15 protein-coding genes and 1 pseudogene are annotated in these 15,273 nt (G+C 70.8%); 13 read left to right on the top strand and 3 right to left on the bottom strand.

Going from position 1 to position 15,273, the window contains the following annotated elements:
- Window positions 1-21: 21 nt before the first annotated feature.
- Window positions 22-645: a hypothetical protein gene (locus OG293_RS02790; protein WP_405997139.1), complete on the bottom strand. Its 624-nt coding sequence runs from the start codon at window positions 643-645 to the stop codon at window positions 22-24.
- 60 nt (window positions 646-705) lie between these two features.
- A pseudogene (locus OG293_RS02785) lies at window positions 706-1,238 on the bottom strand (hypothetical protein).
- Between the two features lie 333 nt (window positions 1,239-1,571).
- On the opposite strand from OG293_RS02785, the gene OG293_RS02780 reads away from it, so the two are divergent.
- Window positions 1,572-2,024 carry a lamin tail domain-containing protein gene (locus OG293_RS02780; protein ID WP_405997138.1) on the top strand — a complete coding sequence of 151 codons (453 nt, stop codon included), beginning with the start codon at window positions 1,572-1,574 and terminating at the stop codon, window positions 2,022-2,024.
- A gap of 312 nt (window positions 2,025-2,336) precedes the next feature.
- A complete protein-coding gene (locus OG293_RS02775; protein WP_405997137.1) occupies window positions 2,337-3,272 on the top strand; it encodes an NADP-dependent oxidoreductase in 936 nt (311 codons plus the stop codon).
- Between the two features lie 81 nt (window positions 3,273-3,353).
- On the opposite strand, the gene OG293_RS02770 is transcribed toward OG293_RS02775, so the two are convergent.
- Window positions 3,354-3,677, bottom strand: a complete 324-nt coding sequence (locus tag OG293_RS02770; RefSeq protein WP_405997136.1) for a hypothetical protein — start codon at window positions 3,675-3,677, stop codon at window positions 3,354-3,356.
- Window positions 3,678-4,054: 377 nt separating this feature from the next.
- Here OG293_RS02770 and OG293_RS02765 point away from each other — a divergent pair, with 377 nt between their 5' ends.
- The 11 genes from OG293_RS02765 to OG293_RS02715 all read left to right on the top strand — a co-directional run bounded on the left by OG293_RS02765 (window position 4,055) and on the right by OG293_RS02715 (window position 15,231).
- Entirely contained in the window at window positions 4,055-5,578 is a 1,524-nt protein-coding gene (locus OG293_RS02765) for an SDR family oxidoreductase (RefSeq protein WP_405997135.1), read from the top strand.
- 91 nt (window positions 5,579-5,669) lie between these two features.
- Window positions 5,670-6,011, top strand: a complete 342-nt coding sequence (locus tag OG293_RS02760; RefSeq protein ID WP_405997134.1) for a hypothetical protein — start codon at window positions 5,670-5,672, stop codon at window positions 6,009-6,011.
- A 350-nt stretch (window positions 6,012-6,361) separates the two neighbouring features.
- Window positions 6,362-8,134 carry a hydrogenase maturation protein gene (locus OG293_RS02755; RefSeq protein ID WP_405997133.1) on the top strand — a complete coding sequence of 591 codons (1,773 nt, stop codon included), beginning with the start codon at window positions 6,362-6,364 and terminating at the stop codon, window positions 8,132-8,134.
- A gap of 65 nt (window positions 8,135-8,199) precedes the next feature.
- Window positions 8,200-9,288 carry a hydrogenase expression protein HypE gene (locus OG293_RS02750; RefSeq protein WP_406003487.1) on the top strand — a complete coding sequence of 363 codons (1,089 nt, stop codon included), beginning with the start codon at window positions 8,200-8,202 and terminating at the stop codon, window positions 9,286-9,288.
- Between the two features lie 82 nt (window positions 9,289-9,370).
- Window positions 9,371-11,155, top strand: coding sequence for a nickel-dependent hydrogenase large subunit (locus tag OG293_RS02745; protein WP_405997132.1), 1,785 nt, complete (start codon window positions 9,371-9,373; stop codon window positions 11,153-11,155).
- Window positions 11,152-11,766 (top strand): hypothetical protein, encoded by a 615-nt coding sequence (locus OG293_RS02740; protein WP_405997131.1) that lies wholly within the window; start codon window positions 11,152-11,154, stop codon window positions 11,764-11,766. The genes OG293_RS02745 and OG293_RS02740 overlap by 4 nt, the downstream gene beginning before the upstream one ends.
- Window positions 11,763-12,431 carry a DUF5947 family protein gene (locus tag OG293_RS02735; RefSeq protein WP_405997130.1) on the top strand — a complete coding sequence of 223 codons (669 nt, stop codon included), beginning with the start codon at window positions 11,763-11,765 and terminating at the stop codon, window positions 12,429-12,431. The genes OG293_RS02740 and OG293_RS02735 overlap by 4 nt, the downstream gene beginning before the upstream one ends.
- Window positions 12,428-13,126: a DUF6084 family protein gene (locus OG293_RS02730; protein ID WP_405997129.1), complete on the top strand. Its 699-nt coding sequence runs from the start codon at window positions 12,428-12,430 to the stop codon at window positions 13,124-13,126. The genes OG293_RS02735 and OG293_RS02730 overlap by 4 nt, the downstream gene beginning before the upstream one ends.
- The gene (locus OG293_RS02725) at window positions 13,123-14,562 is read left to right on the top strand and encodes a hypothetical protein (protein WP_405997128.1); all 1,440 of its coding nucleotides are present in this window, start codon (window positions 13,123-13,125) and stop codon (window positions 14,560-14,562) included. The genes OG293_RS02730 and OG293_RS02725 overlap by 4 nt, the downstream gene beginning before the upstream one ends.
- Window positions 14,559-15,113, top strand: a complete 555-nt coding sequence (locus tag OG293_RS02720) for a hydrogenase maturation protease (RefSeq protein WP_405997127.1) — start codon at window positions 14,559-14,561, stop codon at window positions 15,111-15,113. Before OG293_RS02725 ends, OG293_RS02720 begins: the two co-directional genes overlap by 4 nt.
- A gap of 10 nt (window positions 15,114-15,123) precedes the next feature.
- Window positions 15,124-15,231, top strand: a complete 108-nt coding sequence (locus tag OG293_RS02715; protein WP_405997126.1) for a DUF6893 family small protein — start codon at window positions 15,124-15,126, stop codon at window positions 15,229-15,231.
- Window positions 15,232-15,273 lie beyond the last annotated feature (42 nt).

Below are 15,273 nucleotides of genomic sequence, written 5' to 3'. Positions count from 1 at the left end.
GAGGAGCGAGGCACCGGCGCGTCAGTACCGCTGGGCCTTGGCGATGGACGGCGTCAGGTTCTGGTCCGCCGGCAACCGGCTGACGACGAGGGACTGTGCGCTCTTGCCGGGGTCGAGATCCGGCGCACCCACGAACCTGCTCTCCACCACCTTGCCGGAGGAGTCGGTGAAGTCGACCTGCACGGCGTACGACGCCTGCTGGTCGGTGCTGTTGGTGATGCTGACCAGCACGGCGCGCAGCCCATTCGTCTGCGCGGTGGCCTTGCCTCTCAGGGCGACGTCGGACGTCGCGTTGCCCTTGCCCTGAACGTTCTTCAGCTCGGCTTCGGCCTGCTGGTTCGCCCGGGTCACCTCCGCCGACACCGACGCCTCGAACGAGGAGGCTGCGGCAGCCGCCGACGATGCCGCTGCGGACGCCGAGGCGAGCGCGGAGGCGGCTGCTGACGGCAGTGTGGACGGCGGGCTGCCGGAGAAGGAAGCCGTGTCGGGAGGGGTGGCGCGGGGGCTGAAGGAACTGCTCCCACCGCTGGGACTGTCGGTGGTGCAGGAGACGAGGAAGGCCACGCTCGACGCCGTCGAGACGAGTGTCAGTGCGACGGTGGCCGGCCGGTACCTGCCCGCCCGGCCCTTCACGCGTGCGGTCATGGAAGTCCTTTCGCTGCTGGTGACCTGACCTGGGACCCCCGGCGGCGCTCGGGTGGACGCTCAATAGCGCGGCGGGCTCGCGATCCCGCCTACCTCGGCGAGCGTTCCGTCGGGGACGAATCGCACCTCTGCACCCGTGTCCAGGGAACGTTCCACGATCTCGTCGACGATGTCCTCGACGGCGTCCAGATCACCGGGCTCGGCCGGGAGCAGATGGCCGTCGTTGGCCCGCACGGGTACGTGCACGGCAGCCCTGGCCGCCGTGCCGACACCATCGAGGAGAGAGAGGGCCGAGGCTTCACCGGCCACATACAGGGGCCGGGGACCGGACTTGAGGACAGCTCCCAGCGCAGTGTCCGCCTCCCGGAGGAACCAGATCCAGCTGCTCGATGACATCGATCCTCCTGTCCCGGGTGAGTGCGGGATCGGCGTGGAGCCTCTCCTTCGCCCTGGGCCATCAGGTTGCGTAGCCGGACCGGGTCCTGGGCGTTGTCGGGTTCCCGCCGATGCGTGGGCATGAGAACCGACACCGCGGGATACGGACGCTGTTGCCTCAGTCGGGCCAGCGCGGCGGAGCTGAGTTCGGGGTGCATCGGGACCTTTCGGAACGGCAGGTGCCTCCAGAGCCGTCAAAACAGCACTATGAACGATATGTCCCTTTCGTGGATCGGGCAGAAGTTGCGCCGGGCGTACGGGTGGGTCCGCGGCCCGCAGGCTCGTCTCGTCGCCGACGGGGAGGGGCGCATCCGGTCGTCCGCGCCGGACCTGAACCGCCGGTGACTCCGGGGCCGCGGAACGCCGAGCCGATGGCCGCCCCCAATCTGCCCGAGTTCTTCAACTCGGCTATTCCGTAAGCGATCAGTCCCTATTCTGGGCCTCTCGCCAGGCCCGATTTGGGGGGTGCCTGGCCGAACCGAGGGACGCTCATGCTCCGTACCCGCACCACCGTTGCCGCCGTCGCGGCAACTCTCGCCGGACTCTGCCTCGTGCCGTCACAGGCGCAGGCAGCGGCCGGCTCGGTCCACCTGTACAAGATCTACTACGACAGCCCCGGCGTGGACAGGCGATCGAACACCAGCCTGAACGCAGAGTACGTGCAGATCCGCAACACCACCTCGAAGGCCGTCAGCCTCAAGGGCTGGACGCTCGTCGACGCCTCGAACCACAAGTACGTCTTCGGCGCGTTCTCGCTGGGCAAGGGAAAGACGGTCACGGTGCACACCGGCAGGGGCACGAACAACACGGCGCACCGCTATCAGGGACGGGCCGCCTACGTGTGGAACAACGACAGGGACACGGCCACGCTGAAGAGGTCGACGGGGAGCACGGCAGACACCTGTTCCTACAACTCGACGAAGGTCGACTACAAGATGTGCTGAGCGCATGACCGGTGCATCGAGCGTCCACTCCTTGGGGGGTGGGCGCTCGACGCATGTCCGGGGTCTGCTCCGGCTGCCCAAGGCATGCGGACCGCCGACGCCGCCACAGAGCGCCCGATCCAGCGACGGCCGGCCTCGACCCCGCGACGGCCCGCGCAGACGCCCGTTCGGCCGCTCCCACGGTCGGGCTCCTCGCTTGAGCAGGGACGACGGCGTAGAAGGGACACGGGCGCTCACACCTGGTGCCCGGAGCTGCCCGTCCCCGCGCGCCGCGAGGCCGGGGCTCCTCACGCCGTATCAGGGAGCCACCCCGTGAAAGCCCTTGTCGCACCCGACTACCGCCCGCTGGATCAGATTTCCGTCACCGAGCACCCCACCCCCACCCCCGCACCGGGCCAGGTACTGATCAAGGTCGAGGCCGCGGCACTCAATCCCCTCGACCTGGCACTGATCACGGGTGCGGCGAAGGAGATGTATCCGGTCGACCACCCGCTGGTGGTGGGCATGGACACTGCGGGAAGCATCGCCGAGGTCGGCGAGGGCGTTTCCGGATACGCGGCGGGCGATCCGGTCCTTGCCTTCACCGGGAACGCGGGCGCCGTCGGCGAGTACACCGTGGCCTCGCCCGGCCCGCTGCTCGCCCGACGTCCGGAAGGACTCGACAGCGTGCACGCCGCGGCCATTCCCGAATCCGGGCTCACCACGGTCTGCCTCCTGCGGGCCGTCCGTCTGACGGCGGGCGAGAACGTGCTGGTGGTCGGGGCGACCGGCGGAATCGGGCTGTATGCCGTGCAGCTGGCCCACGCGCTCGGGGCCCGGGTGATCGCCACATCGACCGCACAGGACGAGGCGTACCTGCGAGGTCTCGGCGCCGACGACATCGTCGACTACAAGCGGACCGATGTGGTGGAGGAGACGCTGCGTATGGTGCCCGGCGGCGTGGACGTCGTCGTGGACGTGGTGAACTCGGGCCAGGCGCTGGCCGGTACGGCACGGGCGGCCCGGCCGGGCGGCCGGCTGGTGTCGCCGCTCTTCGGGCCTGCCGACCTGGGGCGTGACGTGGAGCCCGTGTACATCGGCTCGTTCCGGGCGGAGCCCGGAGACCTTGACGATCTCGCGGCACGGGCGGCGGACGGACGTCTCCACGTGGAGATCGGCGCCCGCTACCCGCTCGCGGACGCCGCGCAGGCGGTCACCGACTTCGCCACGAAGCACATCCGGGGCAAGGCGGTCGTCACCGTCGCATGACCGGCCATCCGGGCCCCGGGGCCCGGATATTCAACCCGGCCCCGCAGCCCGCCGGGCCGGCTTGAGGCAGCAAGCCCCGGCTCAACCGGTGTCCTGCGGCCCGTAGAGACTCTCGTAGGCGATGCGCGCGGTGTCCGACTGCCTGCGGTCCTGAGCGACCGCCCACTGACGTGTCGCCCTGTCGACCGCGATGGTCGTCCATCCCTGACCGTCTTCGTCGCTGAGGTGGATCAGCAGGGTGTGCTGGTCGTGCTCGACGCGGAGCCGGTGCTCGGGATGCGCCGCCTCGTGCAGGCCCCGCGACGCCTTGTCCCCGGTCGCGGGATCGGCGACGAAGGAGGTCCAGCGGCTGCGACCACGCGCGGGGCGTGCGGGGCGATTACCCGGGGACGCCGGGTGGGACATTGGCCTGCTCCTCTCGCGACCCCCGCCTCACGCATGATCGGCCCTCCGCCGCGCCGACGCTCGTCGCCGCGTCGAACGGTTCAGATCCGCACAGGCGCCAGATCGGCCGCTCCTCGGCGGCGAGCGCGCCAGTGGTCACCGGCGGGTGTCTCCTGGATGAAGGGGCTCCTGGATGAAGGGGCGTGTTCTCCCGGCTCGGGGCAGGCTCGGAGGACAGAGGACAGAGGACAGAGGACAGAGGACAGAGGACCGAGGGCCGAGGGCCGAGGGCCGAGGACCGATCGGCCATGGCGAGGATGCGGTGCCGTGTCGTTGGGGCTTTGGTGCGGTGGACGGGAGCGGCCGGGGACGCTGCCACGACGTGGACGGAGGCGGCCATGAGCGGACAGGGCGGGCCCCTGAGGTGCCTGGTGACCGGTGCCACCGGCTATATCGGCGGGCGCCTGGCGCCGGAGCTGCTGGACGCGGGGCATCAGGTGCGATGCCTCGCACGCTCACCCGGGAAACTCCGCGACCACCCGTGGGCAGACCGCGTCGAGACGGTCCGGGGCGATGTGACCGACGCGGACTCGGTAGGTGAGGCGATGCGAGGCATCGACGTTGCGTACTACCTCGTCCACGCGCTCGGCACCGGCCGCGGCTTCGAGGAGACCGACCGGAAAGCCGCGGAGATCTTCGGTGAGCGGGCCCGCGCCGCCGGTGTCCGCCGGATCGTCTACCTGGGCGGGCTCACGCCGCGCGGAGTGCCGCAGGAGGAGCTGTCGCCCCATCTGAGGTCGCGCGCCGAGGTCGGCCGCATCCTTCTCGACTCCGGCGTCCCGACCACCGTGCTGCGCGCCGCAGTCATCATCGGCTCGGGCTCGGCCTCCTTCGAGATGCTGCGCTACCTCACCGAACGCCTCCCGGTCATGGTCACACCGAGCTGGGTGGGCACGCGCATCCAGCCGGTCGCCGTACGGGACGTGCTGCGCCTGCTCGTCGGCAGCGCACGCATGCCGGACGAGGTGAACCGTACCTTCGACATCGGCGGACCCGAGGTCCTGACCTACCGCGAGATGATGTACCGGTACGCCCGGATCGCAGGCCTTCCGCGCAGGCTCATCGTGCCGGTGCCCGTACTGACCCCGCGGCTCTCCAGCCTCTGGGTCGGACTGGTCACCCCGGTTCCCGCGTCGATCGCACGCCCGCTCACCGAGTCGCTGCGCCACGAAGTCGTCTGCCGAGAACACGACATCGCCCAGTACCTGCCCGATCCGCCGGGCAGCCCGGCCGGTTTCGACGCCGCCGTGACCCTGGCGCTGCGCCGTGTCCAGGATGCCCAGGTGACCACCCGCTGGTCCTCCGCCTCGGTGCCCGGAGCCCCCAGCGATCCGCTGCCCACCGACCCGGACTGGGCGGGCGGAAGTCTCTACACCGACCACCGCGTGCTCACCGTCGACGCGACTCCCCAGGCGTTGTGGCGCGTGATCGAGGGCATCGGCGGCGACAACGGCTGGTACTCCCTGCCGCTGGCATGGGCGGTACGCGGCTGGCTGGACCGGCTGGTCGGCGGTGTCGGGCTGCGCCGCGGCCGACGCGACGCCGAACGGCTCAGGGTCGGTGACTCCCTCGACTTCTGGCGCGTGGAAGAGATCGAGCCGGGCCGACTGCTGCGGCTGCGCGCCGAGATGAGGCTGCCGGGACTGGCATGGCTGGAGATGTACGCGGAGACGGACGACCGGGGCCGCACGCGCTACCGGCAGCGGGCGCTCTACCATCCGCGGGGCCTGCTCGGCCATCTGTACTGGTGGAGCGTCTCGCCGTTCCATGCGGCCGTGTTCGGAGGGATGGCGCGCAACATCGCCCAGGCCGCGACCGCCGCGACCGCCGCGGGCGCGGCGAGCCCCGGTCGGCACGCGTAGCCCGGCCGGACGCCCACCGGATGCCGCCCCGGCGGGAAGGCGGCAAGGTGACATCCACCAGAGGACCATCCCGCACAGACGAGGACCGCTCATGTCCGTGACCGACCACCGGCGCATCGGCGTCGCCGCCGGGGCAGCGCTCCTGACCATCGCCGTCGCGGGCTGCTCCGGCCTCGGGCGCAACGCCGTGGGCACCATTGAGTACGTCACCGAGCGGGAGCGGGTGGTGACGGTGACCAACCCGTTGGTCACCGGCTGCCATCGACTGTCGCCCTCGGGAGCGACGGCCGTCTCCAACAAGACCCTGATCGACATGGTGCTGTACCCCAACCGCGAATGCTCCGGGGGCATGACGACGTACGTGGCGACCGCCTCCTCCGACACCATCGCGCCCGGGGCGCGGCCATGGGGCAGTTACACCCTCGTCCACTGAGCCTCGGCGAACGCCGGGCTCGTCAGCGGACCGCGATACCGGCCCCCCGACTGCTCCATCCTGGTTGATCGCGGCGCGATCGCGACGACGCCGACGAGTTCCCGGAGGAGACTGCGCAGGCCGTCCTGCCGGCGGGCAAACCCGCCTGGCCCGGCCGGTCATGAGGGCATCCGGGAACCCGGGCGGACACGCCGCGCCGGGTCTGCGGACCCCAGCCACCAACTGGCCGCCGCCGTGTCCGCTTTCGAGTGACCCAGCGGCTCGGCGTGGGCCAAGGCCCCTCCGGCACGGTCGACGATCGCTGGCGTCCGGGGAGTCCGTGCCCGATACGTCGATCGCTGGAGGCCGCCGTGCACATCCTGCTCGTCGCCGACGCGTTCAACAGCCTCAGCCAGCGTCTCCATGCCGAGCTGAGGGACCGTGGCCACACCGTGGCCGTCGAACTCGCGCTGGACCCCGCGTCCTTGCCGGACGCCGTCCGCCGGCACGCGCCGCGGCTCGTGGTCGCGCCGATGCTGAAGACTGCGATCCCGCGTGAGGTCTGGTCGGCCTATACCTGTCTCGTCGTCCATCCCGGCCCGGTCGGCGACCGCGGGCCCTCGTCCCTCGACTGGGCGATCCACGACGACGCCGACCAGTGGGGCGTGACCGTCCTCCAGGCGGACGCGGAGATGGACGCGGGCGACGTGTGGGCATCGGCCTCCTTCCCGATGACATCAGCGGCCAAGAGCGACCTGTACCGCAACGAGGTGTCCGACGCGGCGACAGCGGCCGTACTGGTGGCGGTGGAACGATTCGCCTCCGGGACGTACACCCCCCGGGCGCAGGCAGCTGGCACCGGACTCGCCCGGCCGTATCTCGACCAGAGCGTGCGCCGGATCGACTGGGCCTCGGAGCCGACCGAGAGCGTCGTCCGCAAGCTGCGCGCCGCCGACTCGCAGCCCGGCGTACTGGACGAGCTCCACGGTGAACAGTGGTACCTCCACGGCGGTCACCCCGAGGACCGGCTGCGCGGCGACCCCGGCGAACTCCTGGCCACCCGGGCGGGAGCGATCTGCCGGGCGACCATCGACGGCGCCGTGTGGATTCCCGAACTACGGGGACGACGGAGGCAGGGGCAGCCCCCCACGTTCAAACTGCCCGCCGTCCAGGCGCTGGCCGGCCGGCTGCCCTCCCTGCCCGAGAGCCCGGCACCACTGCGCCCGGACGCGGATCGACGGACCTGGAGCGACATCAGCTACCGGGAAGACCGGAATATCGGCTTCCTTTCGTTCTCGTTCCCCAGCGGCGCGATGAGCACCGAACAGTGCCGGCGACTGCTGGCGGCCTACCGGCAGGCGTGCTCACGGCCCACCTCCGTCCTGGTGCTGGGCGGCGGCCGGATCTTCTCCAACGGCATCCACCTCAACGTCATCGAGGCCGCCGGCGACCCAGCCGCCGAGTCTTGGGCCAACATCAACGCCATGGACGACCTGGTCGAGGCGGTCCTGACGACCACGGACCGGCTGGTGGTCTCCGCCGTCGGCGGGCATGCGGCGGCCGGCGGAGCGATGCTCGCCCTGGCGGCGGACGAGGTCTGGTGCCGGTCGGGCGCGGTCCTCAATCCGCACTACCGGCTGATGGGGCTGTACGGCTCGGAGTACTGGACCTACACCCTGCCGCGCCGCGCGGGGCGGGAGGCGGCCGACCGGCTGATGAGCCAGGCTCTCCCGGTGAGCGCCGCCACCGCCCGGCACCTGGGCCTCGTGGACCGGCTGGTCGGGAGCACCCCGCAGGACTTCACTGCGCAGGTGCGCCGACTGGCCGCCCACCTGGCCGCACTGCCCGCCGCGCAGTCACGGATCGCCGCGAAGAAGGCCGAACGGGACCGCGACGAGAGCATCCGACCGCTCGCGGTCCACCGCGCGCAAGAGCTGGCGCGCATGCGGCGGACCTTCTTCGACCCGGATGCCCCGTACCACGCGCTGCGCCGCGCGTTCGTCCGCAAGGAGAAGCCGCCGCACACCCCGCCGCACCTGACCGTGCCCTTGCCGGGACGACGAACGGCGGATCCGTCGCAGACCGGGGCCGATGTCACTGGACTGGCCCACCCAGACGCGGCGTCGGCACCGGATGCCTGCTAGCAAGAAGGCTGAGGGCCGAAAAATGCGGACTTTCATTTCATACCTCCCCGAGGAGGAACCTCATGATGAATGCGGCACAGTCGACAACAGCCGAAGCCGCGGGCGCCACCGGCACGCCGGACGAGGAAGCGTCCCCGATCCACATCCTCTGGATCAACGCCGGACTGAGCTGCGACGGTGACTCGGTCGCGCTCACCGCCGCGATGCAGCCGAGCATCGAGGAGATTGTGCAGGGTGTGCTCCCCGGCCTGCCCAAGATCGCTGTCCACTGGCCCCTGATCGACTTCGAATGCGGTCCGGTCGGCGGCGCGGACACGTTCATCGAATGGTTCTTCAAGGGGGAGCGCGGCGAGATCGACCCCTTCGTCCTCGTGGTCGAAGGGTCCATCCCCAACGAGTCCATCAAGCCGGAGGGTTACTGGTGCGGCTTCGGGGACAACCCGGAGACCGGCCAGCCGATCACCACCAGTGAGTGGATCGACCGGCTCGCGCCCAAGGCACTTGCCGTCGTCGCCATCGGAACCTGTGCCACCTATGGCGGAATCCACGCCATGGAGGGCAATCCGACCGGCGCGATGGGTGTGCCCGACTATCTGGGCTGGGACTGGACCTCCAAGGCCGGCATCCCGATCGTCTGCGTACCCGGCTGCCCGATCCAGCCCGACAACTTCTCGGAGACCCTGACCTACCTCCTGTACCAGGCGGCGGGCTCCGCTCCGATGATTCCGCTGGACGACAAGCTCCGCCCGGCCTGGCTCTTCGGCGCCACCGTGCACGAGGGCTGCGACCGCGCCGGGTACTACGAGCAGGGACAGTTCGCCCACACGTACGACTCGCCCAAGTGCCTGGTCAAGCTGGGCTGCTGGGGACCCGTCGTCAAGTGCAACGTGCCCAAGCGGGGCTGGATGAACGGCATCGGCGGCTGCCCGAACGTCGGTGGCATCTGCATCGCCTGCACCATGCCGGGCTTCCCGGACAAGTTCATGCCGTTCATGGACGAACCGCCCGGCGGAAAGGTCTCCAGCGCCGCCAGCGGAGCCTACGGAGCGGTGATCCGCAAGCTGCGGAACATCACGGCCAGGACCGTGGACCAGGAGCCGAAGTGGCGCGGCAGGGGCCAGAAACTGACCACCGGCTACCGGCCGCCCTGGTGATTCCCCGCTGAACCCGAACCCCCCGCTCGGACCTCCGCGCACAACCCACCCCCCCCGCTTGAAGAAGGGCACGGCACACACGATGGCACCGACGACGAAGGCGGCCGGCGACGGCAGCGGTCTTGTGGAGATGGCCTGGGATCCGATCACCCGGATCGTGGGCAGCCTCGGTATCCATACAAAGATCGACTTCAAGCAGAAGCGGGTCGCGGAGTGCTACAGCACCTCGTCCGTGTTCCGCGGCTACAGCGTCTTCATGCGCGGCAAGGACCCCAGAGACGCACACTTCATCACCAGCCGCATCTGCGGCATCTGCGGCGACAACCACGCCACGTGCTCGGTGTACGCGCAGAACATGGCGTACGGAGTGAAGCCTCCGCACCTCGGTGAATGGATCATCAACCTCGGCGAGTCCGCCGAGTACATGTTCGACCACAACATCTTCCAGGAGAACCTGGTCGGGGTCGACTACTGCGAAAAGATGGTCCGCGAGACCAACCCCGGGGTGCTCGAACTCGCCGAGCGCACCGAGGCACCGCACGCCGGGGAGCACGGCTACCGCACCATCGCCGACATCATGCGCTCCCTCAACCCCATCGAGGGCGAGTTCTACCGGGAAGCGCTCCAGGTGAGCCGCTACACCCGGGAGATGTTCTGCCTGATGGAGGGCCGCCATGTGCACCCCTCCACGCTCTACCCGGGCGGCGTCGGCACCATCGCCTCCGTGCAGCTCTTCACGGACTACCTCAGCCGCCTCATGCGGTACGTCGAGTTCATGAAGCGTGTCGTCCCCCTGCACGACGACCTGTTCGACTTCTTCTACGAGGCGCTGCCCGGGTACGAGGAGGTCGGCCGACGGCGTGTACTGCTCGGCTGCTGGGGAGCCCTCAACGACCCCGAGTACTGCGACTTCACCTACGCCAACATGAGCGAGTGGGGACGGCGCATGTTCGTCACCCCCGGCGTCATCGTGGACGGCAAGCTCGTCACCAACGACCTCACCGAGATCAACCTCGGCATCCGCATCCTGCTCGGCAGCTCGTACTACGACGACTGGCAGGGCCAGGAGCAGTTCGTCACCCACGACCCGCTCGGCAACCCGGTCGACCCGCGCCACCCGTGGAACCAGCACACCATCCCCGCACCGCAGAAGCGGGACTTCAACGACAAGTACAGCTGGGTGATGTCCCCGCGCTGGTTCGACGGCAAGGACCACCTGCCGCTGGACACCGGTGGCGGCCCCATCGCGCGCCTGTGGTCGACCGCGCTGTCCGGACTCGTCGACGTCGGCTACGTCAAGGCCACCGGCCACAGCGTGGTCATCAACCTGCCCCGCACCATGACCAAGCCCGAGACCACCTTCGAGTGGAAGATCCCGCAGTGGAGCAACGCGCTGGAACGCAACCGCGCCCGCACCTACTTCCAGGCCTACGCGGCGGCCATCGCCCTGCACTGCGCCGAGAAGGGCCTCGAAGAGGTACGCGCCGGACGCACCCAGACCTGGGAGAAGTTCGAGGTGCCTGACGAGTCCATCGGCTGCGGGTTCACCGAGGCCGTGCGCGGCGTCCTCTCGCACCACATGGTCATCCGGGACGGGAAGATCGCCAACTACCACCCGTACCCGCCGACCCCGTGGAACGCCAGCACCCGCGACTCGTACGGCACTCCCGGACCGTACGAGGACGCCGTCCAGAACACCCCGATCTTCGAGGAGAACCCCCCGGAGAACTTCAAGGGCATCGACATCATGCGCGCGGTGCGCAGCTTCGACCCCTGCCTGCCCTGTGGCGTCCACATGTACGTCGGCGGCGGAAAAACCGTGAAGTCGATGCACGTGCCCACCGGCCTGAGCGGTCTGGGCGGATGAGCGCGGCAGCACACGCGGTGGCCCCGAGCTCCGGCCCGTCCGCCCGCGCCACGACCGCGGAACAGGCCGGACGGCGTGTGGAAGAGGTACTCGACCGGCTGGCCGCCACCGGCGACCCGAAGGCGCGTGCCGCCGCCGAGGAACTGGTCGGGGTCCTGATGGACTTCTACGGCGCCGGTCTGGCCCGGATCGTGCGCCTCCTGGAGGCGCCGGCCGCGGGCAGGACGGCCGCCGCCCCGATCACCGGGCTGCTCACGGACGAACTCGTCTCCAGCCTGCTGGTCCTGCACGACCTGCACCCCGAGGACGCCGCCACCCGCATCGGGCGCGCCCTGGAATCGGTCGGCGACGACGCCTGGGAGACGGCGGGCTTCGACGAGGGGACCGGGATCCTGCGTCTGCGCTACACGGCAGGCACGGGCTGTGGCTGCGCCAGTACCGGTACGGCCGCTCAACAGGCGGTCGAGGACGCCCTCGCCTGCTTTGCTCCCGAGGTGACCGCCGTCGAGACGGAACAGGTCACCGTGCCCAAGGAGCCCGCCCTGCTCCAGATCGGCACACCGCACGGGCTGCGCACCTCGTCCGGACCGGCCCCGGCGAAGGCGCCGTGAGCGCGCCTCAGGTCCGGCCGAAGCCCGCCGGGGCAGCCACGGAACACCGCGGTCTGCGGCGCTTCCTGACAGAGCGCCGGCCACGGCAGGAGCGCTGCGAACTGTGCGCGGTGGCCGTGGCCGAGGGGGGGCACCGTCACCTGGTGGACACGGAGAAGAGGGCGCTGGCCTGCGCCTGCGTCTCCTGCGCGCTCCTCTTCGAGCGGCCGGGCGCCGCGGGCGGGCGGTTCCGGGCAGTTCCGGACCGCTTCCTCGCGGACCCCGAACACCGCCTGGACGACAGCGCCTGGGAGGCGCTGCAGATTCCGGTCGGCGTCGCGTTCTTCTTCCGGAACGCGGCACTCGACCGGCTGGTCGCGCTCTACCCGAGCCCGGCAGGCGCGACCGAGAGCGAACTGGAGCCCTCGGCCTGGCAGGCCGTACTCGGCGGCAGCCGCCTGGCCCGGCTCCTCGAAGACGACGTGGAGGCACTGCTGGTGCGCCGTTCGCAGGGCCGCGCCGAGTGCTACCTCGTCCCCATCGACATCTGCTACGAACTGGTGGGCCGTATGCGACTGCTGTGGCAGGGCTTCGACGGCGGCGCCGAGGCCCGCGCCGATCTGGAGGAGTTCTTCGAGCAGGTGAAACGCCGCGCCCGGGCGGCACAGCGAGAGGACCGCTCGTGACGGAGTTCTCCTTCACCTGTACGGGCGTACGCGCCGACCCGTACGCCGCCGGTCCCACGCTCGTCCTCCGGCTGCGCATCACCGCGTCCGGGAACGCTCGCGTGCACGCCCTCGCCCTGCGCTGCCAGATCCGGATCGAGCCCGCCCGGCGCGGCTACGAGCCTGCGGAGGCCGAGGGCCTCGCCGACCTCTTCGGTGAGCGCTCGCGCTGGGGCAGCACACTCCAGCCGGTGCAGTTCGCCCAGGTCTCGCACATGGTCCCGAGCTTCACGGGCGAGACGGAGACCGACCTCGTCGTGCCCTGCACCTACGACATGGACGTGGCTGCGACCCGGTACTTCAGCGCGCTCTGCGACGGTGAGGTTCCGCTGCTGATGCTCTTCTCCGGAACGGCGTTCACTGGCTCGGGCGGCTTCCACGTCGAGCCGGTGCCCTGGGACCGGGAGGCCAACTACCGGATGCCGGTCGCGGTGTGGCGGGAGATGATGGAGCAGCACTTCCCCGGCTGCGGCTGGATCCGGCTGCCCCGCGACACCATGGATGCCCTGCTCGCCTTCCGTTCGCGCGGGGCGTTCGCCTCCTGGGAGGCGGCTGTCCAGGCCCTGCTGAGCAGGGCGGAGCCGCCGGAGCCGCCGCGGGTCCGCGCCCTGGCCGGAGCGCCGGCGGCACGCGCCACCGGGAGGACCGCGCCATGACCACCACTGCGTTCACGGCTCGGACGGAGGCCCGGTTCGCCGTCGCCCGTCAGGTCGCCGACGCGGTCCTCTTCGAGGGCTATGTGCTCTACCCGTACCGGGCGTCGGCGGCCAAGAACCGGCTCCGCTGGCAGTTCGGAGTGCTCGTACCGCCGGCCTGGGGCGCCGATCGCGAGGAGCACGACTTCCAGCACACCGAGTGCCTGATGGAACCGAAGGCCGACGCGTCGCTGGCGGTCGAGGTGCGCTTCCTGCACGCGCGGCGCAGGACCGTGCAACAGGCCCGGCCGGACGGCAGCTTCGAGACGGTTCCCGAACTCCGCCTGGAGGACCGGGTCCTGGTGCCGTGGGACGAGGGCGTCGAGGAACGCATCGAAGTCGTCTTCCCCGTGGCCCAGCTGACCGGGGACGGCGTCACCGTTCCCTTCACCCGCCCTGAGCGCGACGAGAGCGAACCCGTCCTCGACACATCCGGTCGGCCCGTCGGCCGTCTGGTCCGCCGCTGCGAGGAGATCTGTGGCGTCCTGCGCCTGTCCGCGCAGGAGATCGACGGACCCTACCGGGTGCTGCGGCTGACCGCCGTCGTGGAGAACACCAGCACCTGGACGCCGTCGTACGGCACCGCCGCGGACCGGGACGCGGCCCTGCCGCGTGCACTGGTGGCCGCGCACCTCCTGATGGGGCTCAGCGCCGGGTCGTTCCTGTCGATGACGGACCCGCCGCAGTGGGCCAAGGGCGCCGTCGCGTCCTGCCGCAACCTGCACACCTGGCCGGTCCTCGCCGGCGAACCGGGGCGCGCGGACCTGGTGCTCTCCTCGCCGATCATCCTGGAGGACCATCCGGCCATCGCCCCGGAGAGCCCCGGGGCGCTGTACGACGCCACCGAGATCGACGAGATCCTGGCGCTGCGCACCGCCGCCCTCACCGACGAGGAGAAGCGCGAGGCCCGCGGGACCGACGAACGGGCCGCCGCGGTGATCGACCTGGCCGACTCGATGCCGCCGGAGGTACTGGAACGCCTGCACGGCGCGGTGCGCGCGCTGCGCGACGTGACCGGCCCCGCCGCCTCTGAGACATCTCCGGCGGGAGGACGCGGATTCCCCGACGAACACGGAGTGGAGCGGCCGGACACCCCGTGGTGGGACCCGGCGAGCGACTCCGGCTTCGACCCGGCACGCGACCGGGTCCTGGTGGACGGCCGGTCGCTGGGCGCCGGAAGCCGCGTCGTGCTGCGGCCGGGCCTTCGGCGTACCGACGCCCAGGACCTGTTTCTGTACGGTCGCAGTGCCACGGTCGAGGCGGTGCTCCACGACGTGGACGGGGCGGTGCACCTGGCGGTGACGGTGGAGGGCGATCCCGGCGCCGACATCCGCCGTGAACAGGGCCGGTATCTGTACTTCCAGCCCGACGAGGTCGCCCCGCTGGAGGACGCATGAACGCGAGGAGCGCCACCCGGCCCGGTCGGCGGGTCCTGGTCGCCGGGGTGGGGAACATCTTCCTCGGCGATGACGGCTTCGGCGTCGAGACCGTACGCAGGCTCGCGGCCGAGCGGCTGCCCGAGGGCGTGGAGACCGCGGACATCGGCGTACGGGGGGTGCACCTGGCGTACCAGCTGCTCGACGGCTACGACACCGTCGTCCTGGTCGATGCCACGGAGCGCGGCCAGGAGCCCGGCACGTTGTATCTCATCGAACCCGACGCGCCCGGTGCCGTCGAGCCCCGGAACGCCCAGCTCGACGGCCACAAGATGTCACCCGACGCGGTGCTGGCCCTGCTGGGGACGCTCTGCGCCGGGACCGGCGCGCGCCCGCCGGGGCGCACGCTGGTCCTGGGCTGCGAACCCGCCTCCGTTGAGGAGGGCATCGGCCTCAGCCCGTCCGTGGCCGCCGCGGTTCCGGAGGCCGTACGGATGATCATGGGCCTGCTGCGGGACGGCGAACAGAAGACGTCCGCGTCACCGCCTGAGGCCGCCAAGGCCGCACAGTGAGGAGCACAGCATGAAGAAGACCATCATCGGCGGCGCGGCCGCCGCGGCCGCTCTGGCCGCCGTCGTCAAGCAGGTCCTGCCGGACCTCAGGCGCTATCTGCGCATGCGCAGGATGTGACGCCAGTGACGGGACGAGACGGCCCGAGCGGGTCTGCCGGGA

Origin of the sequence: Streptomyces sp. NBC_00829, from assembly GCF_045161795.1 — a bacterium.
Classification (GTDB): Bacteria; Actinomycetota; Actinomycetes; order Streptomycetales; family Streptomycetaceae; genus Streptomyces.
The sequence above is the reverse complement of the archived record's forward strand: the minus strand, read 5'-3'. Positions and strand labels throughout refer to the sequence as shown.

Bases quoted from the DNA above. Each gene is read 5' to 3' on its own strand.
- OG293_RS02790 (WP_405997139.1), bottom strand. From the start codon at position 645: ATGACCGCACGCGTGAAGGGCCGGGCGGGCAGGTACCGGCCGGCCACC.
- OG293_RS02780 (WP_405997138.1), top strand. From the start codon at position 1,572: ATGCTCCGTACCCGCACCACCGTTGCCGCCGTCGCGGCAACTCTCGCC.
- OG293_RS02770 (WP_405997136.1), bottom strand. From the start codon at position 3,677: ATGTCCCACCCGGCGTCCCCGGGTAATCGCCCCGCACGCCCCGCGCGT.
- OG293_RS02765 (WP_405997135.1), top strand. From the start codon at position 4,055: ATGAGCGGACAGGGCGGGCCCCTGAGGTGCCTGGTGACCGGTGCCACC.
- OG293_RS02760 (WP_405997134.1), top strand. From the start codon at position 5,670: ATGTCCGTGACCGACCACCGGCGCATCGGCGTCGCCGCCGGGGCAGCG.
- OG293_RS02750 (WP_406003487.1), top strand. From the start codon at position 8,200: ATGAATGCGGCACAGTCGACAACAGCCGAAGCCGCGGGCGCCACCGGC.
- OG293_RS02745 (WP_405997132.1), top strand. From the start codon at position 9,371: ATGGCACCGACGACGAAGGCGGCCGGCGACGGCAGCGGTCTTGTGGAG.
- OG293_RS02740 (WP_405997131.1), top strand. From the start codon at position 11,152: ATGAGCGCGGCAGCACACGCGGTGGCCCCGAGCTCCGGCCCGTCCGCC.
- OG293_RS02725 (WP_405997128.1), top strand. From the start codon at position 13,123: ATGACCACCACTGCGTTCACGGCTCGGACGGAGGCCCGGTTCGCCGTC.
- OG293_RS02720 (WP_405997127.1), top strand. From the start codon at position 14,559: ATGAACGCGAGGAGCGCCACCCGGCCCGGTCGGCGGGTCCTGGTCGCC.
- OG293_RS02715 (WP_405997126.1), top strand. From the start codon at position 15,124: ATGAAGAAGACCATCATCGGCGGCGCGGCCGCCGCGGCCGCTCTGGCC.